General features: G+C 53.1%; 13 protein-coding genes and 1 pseudogene. 10 read left to right on the top strand and 4 right to left on the bottom strand.

Going from position 1 to position 12,833, the window contains the following annotated elements; translation table 11 throughout:
- The first annotated feature begins 11 nt into the window (after nt 1–11).
- Genes ribF through ispH (A9G06_RS04770) form a run of 5 tightly spaced genes read left to right on the top strand, consistent with a single transcriptional unit; the run spans nt 12 to nt 5,728 of the window.
- Nucleotides 12–986 (top strand): bifunctional riboflavin kinase/FAD synthetase, encoded by a 975-nt coding sequence (gene ribF, locus A9G06_RS04790; RefSeq protein ID WP_058057984.1) that lies wholly within the window; start codon nt 12–14, stop codon nt 984–986.
- Complete coding sequence (gene ileS / locus A9G06_RS04785) at nt 986–3,847, top strand: isoleucine--tRNA ligase (protein WP_069554445.1); 2,862 nt, start codon at nt 986–988, stop codon at nt 3,845–3,847. The genes ribF and ileS overlap by 1 nt, the downstream gene beginning before the upstream one ends.
- Nucleotides 3,847–4,344 carry a signal peptidase II gene (gene lspA, locus A9G06_RS04780; protein ID WP_019445577.1) on the top strand — a complete coding sequence of 166 codons (498 nt, stop codon included), beginning with the start codon at nt 3,847–3,849 and terminating at the stop codon, nt 4,342–4,344. The genes ileS and lspA overlap by 1 nt, the downstream gene beginning before the upstream one ends.
- A complete protein-coding gene (fkpB, locus tag A9G06_RS04775; protein WP_069554444.1) occupies nt 4,341–4,793 on the top strand; it encodes an FKBP-type peptidyl-prolyl cis-trans isomerase in 453 nt (150 codons plus the stop codon). The genes lspA and fkpB overlap by 4 nt, the downstream gene beginning before the upstream one ends.
- Nucleotides 4,793–5,728 carry a 4-hydroxy-3-methylbut-2-enyl diphosphate reductase gene (ispH, locus tag A9G06_RS04770; protein WP_069554443.1) on the top strand — a complete coding sequence of 312 codons (936 nt, stop codon included), beginning with the start codon at nt 4,793–4,795 and terminating at the stop codon, nt 5,726–5,728. The genes fkpB and ispH (A9G06_RS04770) overlap by 1 nt, the downstream gene beginning before the upstream one ends.
- A gap of 500 nt (nt 5,729–6,228) precedes the next feature.
- Here the strand turns inward: ispH (A9G06_RS04770) and A9G06_RS04765 are convergent, their stop codons facing one another.
- The 4 genes from A9G06_RS04765 to A9G06_RS04755 all read right to left on the bottom strand — a co-directional run bounded on the left by A9G06_RS04765 (nt 6,229) and on the right by A9G06_RS04755 (nt 9,543).
- Nucleotides 6,229–7,392: a hypothetical protein gene (locus A9G06_RS04765; protein WP_253182309.1), complete on the bottom strand. Its 1,164-nt coding sequence runs from the start codon at nt 7,390–7,392 to the stop codon at nt 6,229–6,231.
- A 22-nt stretch (nt 7,393–7,414) separates the two neighbouring features.
- A complete protein-coding gene (locus tag A9G06_RS21355) occupies nt 7,415–7,726 on the bottom strand; it encodes an AzlD domain-containing protein (protein ID WP_083243734.1) in 312 nt (103 codons plus the stop codon).
- Between the two features lie 23 nt (nt 7,727–7,749).
- Entirely contained in the window at nt 7,750–8,481 is a 732-nt protein-coding gene (locus tag A9G06_RS04760) for an AzlC family ABC transporter permease (RefSeq protein WP_040067456.1), read from the bottom strand.
- A gap of 249 nt (nt 8,482–8,730) precedes the next feature.
- Nucleotides 8,731–9,543, bottom strand: a complete 813-nt coding sequence (locus A9G06_RS04755; RefSeq protein WP_069554442.1) for an AraC family transcriptional regulator — start codon at nt 9,541–9,543, stop codon at nt 8,731–8,733.
- A 308-nt stretch (nt 9,544–9,851) separates the two neighbouring features.
- On the opposite strand from A9G06_RS04755, the pseudogene ispH (A9G06_RS04750) reads away from it, so the two are divergent.
- The 5 genes and pseudogenes from ispH (A9G06_RS04750) to tppD all read left to right on the top strand — a co-directional run.
- Nucleotides 9,852–10,310 (top strand): annotated as a pseudogene (gene ispH, locus A9G06_RS04750) (4-hydroxy-3-methylbut-2-enyl diphosphate reductase); the annotation flags it as partial.
- Nucleotides 10,311–10,420: 110 nt separating this feature from the next.
- Nucleotides 10,421–10,825 carry a type IV pilin protein gene (locus tag A9G06_RS04745; protein ID WP_005348937.1) on the top strand — a complete coding sequence of 135 codons (405 nt, stop codon included), beginning with the start codon at nt 10,421–10,423 and terminating at the stop codon, nt 10,823–10,825.
- 2 nt (nt 10,826–10,827) lie between these two features.
- Nucleotides 10,828–11,397 (top strand): type IV pilus modification protein PilV, encoded by a 570-nt coding sequence (pilV, locus tag A9G06_RS04740; protein ID WP_069554441.1) that lies wholly within the window; start codon nt 10,828–10,830, stop codon nt 11,395–11,397.
- Entirely contained in the window at nt 11,394–12,389 is a 996-nt protein-coding gene (locus tag A9G06_RS04735; protein ID WP_083243733.1) for a PilW family protein, read from the top strand. The genes pilV and A9G06_RS04735 overlap by 4 nt, the downstream gene beginning before the upstream one ends.
- Nucleotides 12,386–12,823 carry a type IVa pilus pseudopilin TppD gene (gene tppD / locus A9G06_RS21350; RefSeq protein WP_083243732.1) on the top strand — a complete coding sequence of 146 codons (438 nt, stop codon included), beginning with the start codon at nt 12,386–12,388 and terminating at the stop codon, nt 12,821–12,823. The genes A9G06_RS04735 and tppD overlap by 4 nt, the downstream gene beginning before the upstream one ends.
- Nucleotides 12,824–12,833 lie beyond the last annotated feature (10 nt).

Here is a 12,833-nt window from a genome sequence, read left to right as displayed (position 1 = left end):
ACAAGGCACTGATGGAGCTTATTCGCGGCATTCACAATCTCAAGCCCCGTCACCGGGGATGTGTATTAACCATTGGCAACTTTGATGGGGTTCATCAGGGTCACCATGCGGTATTGGCACGTCTCAAGGAGAAAGCGGCCCAGCTGGGATTGCCCGCCTGCGTTATGCTGTTTGAGCCGCAGCCGCTGGAGCTGTTTGCCGGCACGGCAGCGCCCGCCCGGCTGAGCCGGTTGCGGGAAAAGTACGAAGCGCTGCAGGGGCTGCATATCGACCGCATGCTCTGTGTGCGCTTCAGCCACCGCTTTGCCGAGCAGGCGGCCTCGACCTTCATCAAGCAGTTGCTGGTGGAGAAGCTCGGGGTGCGCTATCTGGTGGTCGGCGACGATTTTCGCTTCGGCAAGGGGCGGGAAGGGGACTTCCACCTGCTGGAGGAGGCGGGTCATCGCTTCGGCTTTGAGGTGATCAGTACCCAGAGCTTCCAGCTTGAACGGCAGCGGGTCAGCAGCACTCTGGTGCGTGAAGCCCTTAAGGCGGGCCGGATGGCGGAAGTGGAGCTGATGCTTGGCCGTCCCTATACCATCAGCGGCCGGGTGGCCCACGGCGACAAGCTGGGGCGCACCATAGGTTTTCCCACCGCCAATCTGGCCCTCAAGCGCCAGGTGATCCCGGTCGGTGGCGTGTTTGCGGTGGAAGTGATATGTTCCGGCAAGACCTTCCCCGGTGTAGCCAATGTGGGTGTACGGCCGACCTTGAGCGGTACACAAGCCAGATTGGAAGTACATCTATTTGATTTTTCTGGTGATCTATATGGTCAGCAGGTCAAGGTGCTGCTTCGCCACAAGCTGCGCGAAGAGCAGAAGTTTGCCTCTTTCACTGCCTTGAAAGAGCAGATCGAACGAGATGCCCTGGCGGCCCGAGCCTGGTTCGGGCTGCCACAATTCAATTTACCCAGCACTCTTTTAGAAAAGAAGGGAACCCAGGACTGATGAGCGACTATAAACACACCCTGAATCTTCCGGAAACCGAGTTTCCGATGCGTGGCGATCTGGCCAAGCGCGAACCCAACATGCTGAAGCGTTGGTATGATCAGGATCTCTACGGCGCTATTCGCCGCGCCAAAGCGGGCAAGCCTTCTTTCATTCTGCATGATGGCCCCCCCTATGCGAACGGCAACATTCACATCGGTCACTCGGTCAACAAGATCCTCAAAGACATCATCATCAAGTCTAAGGGCCTCTCCGGTTTCGATTCCCCCTATGTGCCGGGCTGGGATTGCCACGGTCTGCCTATCGAACTGAAAGTGGAAGGCATGGTCGGCAAGCCGGGCGAGAAGGTCTCCGCTGCCGAATTCCGCGCCGAGTGCCGCAAATATGCCAAGACCCAGATCGAAGCGCAGAAGACCGACTTCATCCGTCTGGGTGTGCTGGGCGACTGGGAACACCCCTACCTGACCATGGATTTTGGCACCGAAGCCAACATCATCCGTTCCATGGCCAAGATCGTTGAAAACGGTCACCTGCACAAAGGCTCCAAGCCGGTGCACTGGTGTACCGATTGCGGCTCCGCGCTGGCTGAAGCCGAAGTGGAGTACTACGACAAGAACTCCCCCTCCATCGATGTGCGCTTCAAGGCCGTTGATGAGGCGACCGTTGCCGCCAAGTTTGACTGCGCCGAAGGCCATACCGGCAAGGGCCCGATCTCTGCGGTGATCTGGACCACTACCCCGTGGACCCTGCCAGCCAACCGCGCCATCGCCATGCACGCCGATCTGGATTACGCACTGGTGCAGGTTGAAGGTGAGCACCCCGAGCGTCTGATCCTGGCCGCAGAGCTGGTCAAGGACGTCATGGATCGCGCCGGTATCGAGAAGTTCCACAATCTGGGCTATGCCAAGGGTGCCGCGCTCGAGCTGCTGCGCTTCAACCACCCCTTCTACAGCTTCGATGTGCCGGTGGTACTGGGTGATCACGTTACTTTGGATGCCGGTACCGGCGCCGTACACACGGCTCCTGGCCATGGTCCGGAAGATTTCGTGGTCGGTCAGAAATACGGTCTGGAAGTGGCCAACCCGGTTGGCAGCAACGGTGTTTACCTGCCGGATACCGAACTGTTTGCCGGCCAGCATGTGTTCAAGGCCAACGCCTCCGTGATCGAAGTGCTGACCGAGCGCGGCGCCTTGCTGCATCACAAGGTGTTCAACCACTCCTATCCGCACTGCTGGCGTCACAAGACCCCGATCATCTTCCGTGCTACTCCGCAGTGGTTTATCAGCATGGAGCAGAAGGGTTTGCGCAAGCGCGCGCTGGAAGAGATCGAGCGCATCGAGAAGGACGGCATTGCCCAGCAAGGCCAGAGCGGCTGGGTACCGGCCTGGGGTAAAAACCGTATTCAGGCGATGGTTGAGAACCGTCCTGACTGGTGTATCTCTCGTCAGCGTACCTGGGGTGTACCTATCTCCCTGTTCGTCCACAAAGAGACCCAGGAACTGCATCCGGAATCCGTGCGCCTGATGCATGAAGTAGCCAAGCGGGTCGAGCAGTCCGGCATTCAGGCATGGTGGGATCTGGACAAGGCCGAGCTGCTGGGTGCCGATGCAGACATGTACGACAAGGTGCCTGACACTCTGGACGTCTGGTTTGACTCCGGTTCTACCCACGCTTCCGTGGTTGATGCCCGTCCCGAGTTCAACGGCAAGCCAGCCGACATGTATCTGGAAGGTTCTGACCAGCACCGTGGCTGGTTCATGTCCTCCCTGATGATCGGTGTGGCCATGAAAGACAAGGCCCCCTACAACCAGGTGCTGACTCACGGCTTCACCGTGGATGGTCAGGGTCGCAAGATGTCCAAGTCCATCGGCAACGTGGTGAGCCCGCAGGACGTAATGAACAAGCTGGGTGCCGACATCCTGCGTCTGTGGGTAGCGAGCACTGACTACACCGGCGAGATGACCGTCTCCGACGAGATCCTCAAGCGTTCTGCCGATGCTTATCGTCGTATTCGCAACACTGCCCGCTTCCTGCTGGCCAACCTGAACGGCTTCAATCCGGCGACCGACATGGTGGCGCCTGCCGACATGGTGGTGGTGGATCGCTGGGCTGTGGGTCGTGCCAAAGCGGTACAGGCCGAGATCATGGCGGCATTCGACGAGTACAACTTCCACGGCGTAACCCAGAAGCTGATGCAGTTCTGCTCCATCGAGATGGGCTCCTTCTATCTGGATGTCATCAAGGATCGTCAGTACACCGCCAAGGCTGACAGCCTGGCCCGTCGCTCTTGCCAGACCGCCCTTTATCACATCGCCGAGGCCATGGTGCGCTGGATGGCGCCGATCATGAGCTTCACCGCTGATGAAATCTGGGCCCTGCTGCCGGGTGAGCGCGGCGAGTTCGTCTTCACCGAAGAGTGGTACGACGGCTTGTTCGGTCTGGAAGCGGGTGAAACCCTCAACGACGATTTCTGGGCCGAGATCCTCACCGTGCGTGGTGAAGTGAACAAGGCGCTGGAAGTGGCCCGTGGCGAGAAGCGTATCGGCGGCTCCCTGCAGGCCGAACTGACCCTGTTCGCCAAGCCGGAGCTGGCTGCACGCCTGAACGCCCTGGCTGATGAGCTGCGCTTCGTGCTGCTCACCTCCAAGGCCAAGGTGGTCGTGGCTGACACTGCGCCGGAAGGCTCTGTGGCGACCGAGCGTGATGACCTGTGGTTGAGCGTGGCCCAGTCTGCTGCCGCCAAGTGCGACCGCTGCTGGCACCATGTAGAGGACGTGGGCACCATCGCGGGTCACGAAGAGATCTGTGGTCGCTGTGTGACCAACGTTGAGGGTGACGGCGAAACTCGTCAATTTGCCTGATGAACATGACTCAACATAAAAGCGGCCTGCGTTGGCTGTGGCTGGCAGTGCTGGCCTTTGTACTGGACCAGGCGAGCAAGCTCGCCGTGGTCAAGTTGCTGCCATTTGGTTACCCGGGGGTGGAGATCACCCCCTTCTTCAATCTGGTTCACGTCTACAACAAGGGCGCCGCATTCAGCTTCCTGGCTGATCAGGGGGGCTGGCAGCGCTGGTTCTTCGCAGTGCTGGCTTTTGCCATTTGTGGATTGCTGATCCACTGGCTACGCAAGCAGTCGGTGGCCCAGCGTTGGAGCGGTATCGCCTATTCACTCATCATCGGCGGCGCCCTTGGCAACGTCTTTGATCGACTGGTGTTGGGCCATGTGGTCGATTTTCTCGACTTCTACTGGCAGCGTGCGCATTGGCCGGCATTTAATCTGGCCGACAGCTTTATCTTTATCGGGGCCGCCATGATCGTGCTGGACGGTTTCCGTGGTGAGAAAAAGGAGCAGGCATGAGCCAGCAGATCACCGCTAACAGCAGCGTGCTGTTCCACTTCTCCATCAAGCTGGAAGATGGCTCGGTTGCCGACAGCACGGCGCTGCACGGCAAACCTGCCCGCCTGCGGATGGGCGATGGCAGCCTGACCCCCACCTTCGAGCAGTGCCTGTTGGGGCTGAGCGAAGGGGAGAGCAAGAGTTTTACTCTGGCGCCGGAAGAGGCCTTTGGTCTCTCCAATCCCGACAACATCTACCATCTCGACCGTGCCAAATTTGGCACCGATGTGGAGCCAAAAGTCGGCACCATCATCCTGTTCGATCAGCCCAATGGCAGCGAGCTGCCGGGCATTATCCGGGCGGTAGCCGGGATGTCGGTGACGGTCGATTTCAACCACCCGCTGGCCGGTCATACCGTCACCTTCGAGGTGGAGATCCTGGGCGTTGATGATGAGGAGAAGGTGCATTAATGGATATTCTGCTCGCTAACCCTCGCGGTTTTTGCGCCGGTGTCGATCGCGCCATCAGCATTGTCGAGAGCGCGTTGGAGAAGTTCGGTGCCCCCATCTATGTCCGCCACGAAGTGGTGCATAACCGGTATGTGGTGAACAAGCTGAAAGATGCGGGCGCGGTCTTCGTCGAGGAGCTGGACGAGGTGCCGGACGACAGCATCGTCATCTTTTCTGCTCACGGCGTGGCCAAGACAGTGCGCGAGATGGCCAAGTCCCGCGCCCTCAAGGTATTCGATGCAACCTGTCCGCTGGTGACCAAGGTGCATATGGAAGTCCACCGTGCCAGTCGCAAGGGCTCAGAAGCCGTGCTTATCGGTCATGCCGGCCACCCCGAGGTGATCGGCACCATGGGTCAGTACGAGAACCGTGAGGGTGGCATGTATCTGGTGGAGACGCCTGAAGATGTGGCCAAGCTCAAGGTGAAGAATCCGGATGACCTCTGCTTCGTCACCCAGACCACCCTGAGCGTGGACGAGACCTCTGATGTTATCGATGCGCTGCGCAAGCACTTCCCCAAGATCCAGGGGCCGCGCAAGGATGATATCTGCTACGCCACCCAGAACCGTCAGGATGCGGTGCGGGAGATGGCAGGGCTGGTGGACGCCATGTTGGTGGTGGGGTCTCGCAACTCCTCCAACTCCAACCGTCTGCGGGAGCTGGCCGAGAAGGTGGGCGCCAGAGCCTATCTTATCGACGATGCGTCGATGATCGAGGCGAACTGGTTGGAAGGGGTGAAGGCGATCGGCGTCACTGCAGGTGCATCAGCCCCCGAGGTGCTGGTGCAAAACGTGATTGCCCGCCTGCGGGAGCTGGGTGGCAAGGTGGTCGCCGAGCATCCCGGTCGCGAAGAGAACGTGGTGTTTGAAGTGCCGCCCGAGCTGCGGATCCTCTAGAAGAGTGCCGATTTTGGAGCCTGATGCCTGTTAGTTAAGCATTTTTGTAACTAAATACTCGAGATGCTGAATATCCAAAGTGTCTCCATGATTAAAGAATCAATTTGGCTCCAACCCTTATTCTGACTGGCATGCAATAAAAAGAGGGAGGCATTATGCCTCCCTCATTCTTAGACTTTATACCCCGCGGGTTGAGACTCAAATTATCTTAACTGACTTGCGTTACAGCTCTGGTGGCCTTGTGTGCGCTCTCCTTATTTCTTTGCATTCATGCCGCTATATAACATTATCTCTTTAGTCTTGCTGTGTCTGACCATGACGTCCTTGCCCGATGAATTCGCCAATTTCCTTTCCATTATGGCTGCTCAGCCTTCTGCAGAATGCTGGCGTTAAGAATAAAAACGGGGATTTTGCTGTCAACGGATGTATTTTCAATATCTTAGAACAGTATTCTTCGACCCATAGTGAAAGGCACAGATAGTAACGAAAGAGGCATATTATCAGTTCAGTCGATATGCGAGCTGCCCAGTATCCTGTTCGCTTTTTTCCTGTTGACTCAGCAATGTGAATACATAGTCCAGTGCATTATGGACACCCCAGATATCGTGATAGTCGTAATTTTCCTCTAGCGAGAGTGTGTGGGCATGCATCTCGCGCAGCCTGGCATAGTCATACCACTGTCGAACGGTTCCGTAGCGATGGTGCCAGTCATGGCAGACCAAGGAACCTTGGACAATCAGCATGCGGCTTGGCAGGTGGACCAGCAGATGCATCGCCAGCCACTTGGCCCATTGCGTGGCGTACTTGGGCGCAAAGCTTTCTGGGCATCTCTCCCCACAGAAACGGGCAAGACTGTTATTGATGTGGCTATCCCGCACAGATTCTCCCTCACCGCGCACAATCCATACGTGTTCGGTCAGTAGATGCAGCAGTGATGCGATCTGATAAAACACCACGAATGGCAGCAGCAGGATCAGGATGGTGGCAGAAGTACCCAGTAAAATGCTCATGCCTGTCAGCGCAGCCCACCAGATGAGTGTCATAACTAAGCGATAGGGCGGCACCCCAACCAGGTTGGATTTCAGTCGGCCATAGAAGAACACAAGGTGAAATTTTGGGCTAATCAACGTCAGGAAAAGGTGCGCATAGAGCTCAGTCTTGCTTTTACCTGGCGTGAATCCTAACTGATAGATCGCCGCCAGATCTTTATCTTCAAAGGTTGAGAATGCACGACCGTGGTGCTCATATACATGAAACTGGCGATAGGATTCGTATGGCTGAACGATGAGTAGCGTCGAGAGTACCTCACATAGAGCCTTGTTCATTTTCTGCGACTGGTATAAATGACCGTGCACCCCGTGGTGGATAATAGTCGCCACGATATAACGTGCACCAGCGGTGGAGAACAATGCACCCGCGATATACAATGCTATATATGCACTAAGAGATTGTGCATAAAATACTGCTAAACTCGTTAACCACAGGCCAATCACTACCCAGAGCAATGACCAAACAATCAACTCAGATGAATTACTTTCCCAAAGTGGTTTTCGGCCAAGTTTTTCTTTTCCTGTCAACCAACTCCAGATGCCTTGGAGAGGTAATATTTCATAACTCTTTCTTATCTCTGTGGACTGATGATAGTCCTTTTCCATGCAGTTCATTATTTATCCTCTGATAGCCTGGCTAAATTAAGTAATTAATGGTGTAAAATATGACTATGCTTAACAAAACAGCATTGACAATGTTCTTAATGTAAAATGCTACAATGATACTAATAAGTGTGCCCAGAAAGTACGGATTCTGAGGGAAGTCTCTTACCACACCATGTTCCATTAGTATGATTGGGCCACAGATCGCAGTCATGAGGCATGGTGCAGAATATTTAAGTGCCCTATTAATAATTTTGGGTATTTTCAATGGTACATTCGGTTCAAGAAAAATATAACGATTAAAGAATACTGTTGTTGCCAGTGCTAAAATCAAAATCCAACTCATCTTTTACCCTTATTCAATCATTATTATGAATGCTCTTCGTTCAGCAGCACAGATGCTAGTACCGCAGAGAACATGCCGCAGAGTCCGGAGATGACAATGGCACCCTCCAGCTGCCAATAGCTCAGAAGCATGGCGAGCAGCAGGGAAACCATAACCCCAATAAGGGTGCTTATTTTTTTGACCATCGGCACAACAATGGTGACAAAAGTTGCGACGATAGAGTAATCGAGGTGATATTTATCAAGGTCAGGTACAGAAGATGCCATTACAATACCCATCAGGCTGAAAATATTCCAAGAAAGGTAGAAGGTCAGCCCGGCGCCGATTAAATAACTTGGTGTTAATTCCGATCTTTTATTTTTTGTCTCACTCAGGGCGAACAGCTCATCAGTTAGCAAAAAACCAATAGGCAGACGAAGTTTAATATTCAGATGGGACACAAACTCTCTTAGAGTCAGACCATATATGAAATGCTGTGATGTGATAAAAAATACTGACACAAGAATTGCAAATAAGTTTGCTCCTGTCATTATCATGCCGAGGGTAACTAGCTGAGCTGCACCGGCAAAAACAATGGCAGACATTCCTACGCTCTGCCAGAAGGTTAAACCGGCCTGTATTGCCATTGATCCCGCCAATATTCCCCATGGGATTACGGAAACGCACAGTGGAAGCATCTCAATAGCCCCACGTATAAACGATGATCTCGAAGATGACTGTTCTGAAGGAGAAGAACAGGTGCCTGATTCAATCATTGCTTTTCTCACGGATTAGGTAAGTAAAAAGAGTAGGCAACATTAACGGTCGCGGAGTTGGCAGTATTGAATGATCTTGCTACTGGTAGTGAGATTAGGCGAATTCAGACTGAGTGAGCGGGTAGAGCGGTGGGTGGGGGCGGTCTGTGCTTGATTTGATGCCCTTGTCGTGACTGTCGTGACTGTCGTGAGGCGGTGGACTGTTGTGCTTCTTGGGGCGAACAACAACTTTTGTTTGTTTTCGAGGGGTCAGGCCTTGATGAATTCGCCGGGAGTCAAACCCACAGAATTTTTAAAATGGCGGTGGAAATGGCTTTGATCGGTAAAGCCACATAGGATGGCTGTGTCGAGGATGGTAGTGCCTTGACGCAGTAAGGCACGGGCTTTTCGAAGGCGCGCTTGCACCAGATAGGCGTGTGGTGTCATGCCAGTTACTGCCTTGAATTGCCTGAGAAAATGCCACTGGCTCAGACCTGCCAGCTCCGCGAGCTGTGTCAGTGTGTGCTCCTCTTGTGGGCAACAGTCCATCAACTCTTTAGCTAGAAGGATCGGTCGTGTAGTGGCTGGCAGCGCCGCCGGAGTTTTACGCGTTTTACTGTAGCGCAGGCTCAGCAGCATGAGTGAAGAGAGCAGCAGGCTTTCTTTAAGCAAGTGATTGCCTTCTTTTCCCAGCATATCGAAGGTCAGTAGTAGCTGTGCCGACAGACCGGGATCGTGAATAACAGCATCGGGGAACCAAGGGATAAAATCTGTGTTGTCAGGTGTTTGTCGCAGAATATTGCGTAGCATCTCTGGATGGGGATAGATGGCACGATAACCCCACCCTTGATCTAGTTCTGAGCTACCAGTATGCACATCATCTGCGTTGACAATGATGATGTCCCCGCGCGGGGCAACGTGCTCTGTCCCTGAACGATAAAATCGCTGTGCTCCCTGATCGATAACGCCAATGCAGAAAGTGTCATGGACATGCCGAGCAAAGCGCTGCTTGTAATAGCGAGCCTGAAGCATATCAACGCCACCTAGTGCATCGATCCGTTGGAAATGAGTCTTTTCTTTCATTTTTATCTCTGCTGTAACGGTATCAACCCGTGGTTTTTGTATAAAAGTGCTACTTCCAATTTAATGGTATCTGAAGTTTCCTTGGGTTCTCTTCGTGAATCGAGGGTGTGACTCATTGGGTTCTTTTTGCCTGATTGCAAGATGCAAAAAATTATGACGTCGTATTAACTTACCAAATAGTCATTTTGTGATAGGTAAGTGTACCTCTCGAGTGGCCTTGTATGAAGCCATCCTGACATGATTTAGGCTGGGCCAAGTGATCTTTCGTATAAACATGACATCAAACTGAAGTGGGTCTGGACGCTCCTGACCTCTGCTTCGTCACCCAGACTACCCTGAGCGTGGATGAGACCTCTGACGTGATCGATGCGCTGCGCAAGCACTTCCCCAAGATCCAGGGGCCGCGCAAGGACGATATCTGCTACGCCACCCAGAACCGTCAGGATGCGGTGCGGGAGATGGCGGGGCTGGTGGACGCCATGCTGGTGGTGGGATCTCGCAACTCCTCCAATTCCAACCGTCTGCGCGAGCTGGCCGAGAAGGTGGGTGCCAGAGCCTATCTTATCGACGATGCGTCGATGATCGAGGCGAGCTGGCTGGAAGGGGTGAAGGCGATCGGCGTCACTGCAGGTGCATCCGCCCCCGAGGTGCTGGTGCAAAACGTGATTGCCCGTCTGCGGGAGCTGGGTGGCAAGGTGGTCGCCGAGCATCCTGGCCGTGAAGAGAACGTAGTCTTTGAGGTTCCTCCCGAACTTAGAATAATTTGAGTGCAGCCAGGAAGGCTTAAGAATAAAGTGTGTTGATAATGACGCCGGGTTTGTTCAAGAGACAGGCTCGGCGTTAAACTTATGAAGCAGTCTGTCACCAAGGATGGGATATGATCGGATACTTTCGTGGCTTTTCTCTTATTGAGTTGATGATTGTCATCGCCATCGTGGCGATTCTTGGCACCATCGCTTATCCCGCCTATCAGCAATATGTGCTGACCAGTCATCGTGTCGAAGCCAAGGCCATGCTGCTCAATGCAGCCAATCGGCAAGAAACCTATTTTATGGATTTCAATCAGTATGCATCCTCTGCTGCTGCTCTTGGTATCAGTAGTGCATCTGAGAATGGCCTTTATCAATTATCCATTGCCGTATCAGGCAACACCTACACCTTGTCAGCCAGTGCCGGCGCGGCGACGGCCCAAGCTAAAGATACCGATTGCACGGTGTTTTCCATTAATCAGTTAGGTGTCAAAAGTGCTTCTGGTGCAGCTAGCAATAGCTGTTGGGAATAGCCATGGCCATTCATGTTTTATCACATGAGAGAGGATTCAGCCTGCTGGAGGTGATGATCACTGCGGTGATCCTATCGATGGGGCTGCTCGGTCTGGTTGCCTTGCAAACCCATTCCAAATTTGCCAGTTATGAAGCTCGCCAGCGTACCATCGCCAGCTGGCTGGCTAATGATATGGTCGAGCGGGTGCGGATCAACAGGGACAGCTGGAGTGAAGAAAGCTCTGCAGCGGTAGGTCTTGCCTCTAATTTAACTCGACCGACTTGCGCATCGGAAGATGGCACTATCAGTAATTGCAGTGCTGCAGATTTACGTAATGCCGACCTTCACTACTGGCAACAAGCCCTGCTTGGGGCCAGTGTTTCGGGGGCGGCATCTTCCTTGAATTCACCGATAGGCTGCGTGGTGCGGCGGGCCAATAATGTATTGGCTGTCGGAATATTCTGGGCTGGCAAGCAAGAGATATCTGATGGGGGGGCTGCCGCCGCCGCGGCAACGCTGATCAATGAGTGTCGACTCTCGACCGCAAATAATCTTTCGAGGCGCCAGTTTATTCTGACGACGACTTTATGAGTTCTCGCGGTTTCACGCTGGTAGAGTGGCTGGTCGCTATGCTGCTCGGTCTATTTTTGTTGGCAGGGGTATTCACAGTTTTTGTGATGTCTCGCTCCAGCTCTGAAGATGCCTTTGATCAAAGTGAATTACAGGAAAATGGTCGATTGGCCATTCGGTTGATTAGTCAGGATATCAAATGGGCTGGCTTTTTTGGAGCTTATACCGGCCAGTCAACACAAGTTGGTTCTTCTCTGAGCCTCAGTGCTGGCAGCATTGTTCCTGTTAGTAGCGATTGTCTGGATGAGCGATCTGTCGGTAGTTTGCCATCAAATGCTGGTCCCATCAGGGGGCTATGGGTAAGCCGGGTATCAACCACCAAAGGATTGGCTGGATTCGCTTGTATTTTCGCTGCTGATCGGGTGGCAAACTCGGATGTTATCAGTATCAAGCGACTGGTAGGGCGTCCTATACCAGCATCAGAGGGATTGGATACAAACCGCTTTTATATGGCAACCAATAGTCAGGAGGCGAGAGTCATCAAGGGAAGCGAAACCAGACCACTCTTTGGTGCCAATAATGAGAGCCAGATCTGGGAATACCAGCACTACATTTATTACCTGTCACAAGAAGATGGTATTCCTGTTTTACGCAAGCGCTATTTGACCGTCAATGGTGGCTCTGCTCTGATTGGTGGCGCTATGGCTGAGGGCGTTGAACATATGGTGCTGATGTATGGTGTTGACGATTCCTTGATCCCTGATGGACGCATAGACAGATATATGTCAACGGACCAAATGACAACACAGCGCTGGAATGAGGGGCGAGTATTGGGGGCTCGGCTTTTCTTACTGATTAGAGCCGCTCGGGAATCAAGTCGCTATAAGAATAACAATAGCTATCAACTCGGTAATATTACGGTTAATGGTGGTGGTGATGGTTATCGCCGTTTGCTCTTGGAAAGCAGTATTGCATTACGCAATCAACAAATAACCACCCGAGGTGGAACATGAGATTGGTTAAAAAAAACCAAGGTGTAGCATTGATTGTTGCACTGGTTATTCTGGTTCCCTTGACTCTGATTGCGGTAGTCGTCATGCAATCCAGTGGTATGAGTCTGAAGATGGCGGGTTCTAGTGCCAGTTTGCAACGAGCGGAGCACGAAGTTGAAGGTACTCTGGAGTCTGCATTGAGCGATACTTCTCTCTCAACACAAATTGCAACGCAGACAATTGGTACTTCGGCGGCAATAGGCACTACCACTCCTGCTACTACTTTGACAGTCAATACAGAAAGTGTATGCAAACGAAAATTTGAAGCCAGTAGCCAGAATGTAACGCCAGCTTGTCGTTATGCTGAAGCCACTACATCCAGTGCTTATGGCAAGGTGAATAGCCAAATGACCTTTACTGCCGGGGTAGAACAACCCTTGCTCAGTGCCAATTAGGGAGCGGGTG

Origin of the sequence: Aeromonas sp. DNP9 (assembly GCF_001728955.1) — a bacterium.
GTDB classification, from domain to species: Bacteria; Pseudomonadota; Gammaproteobacteria; order Enterobacterales; family Aeromonadaceae; genus Aeromonas; species Aeromonas veronii.
This window is presented reverse-complemented; position numbering and strand designations above follow the sequence as displayed.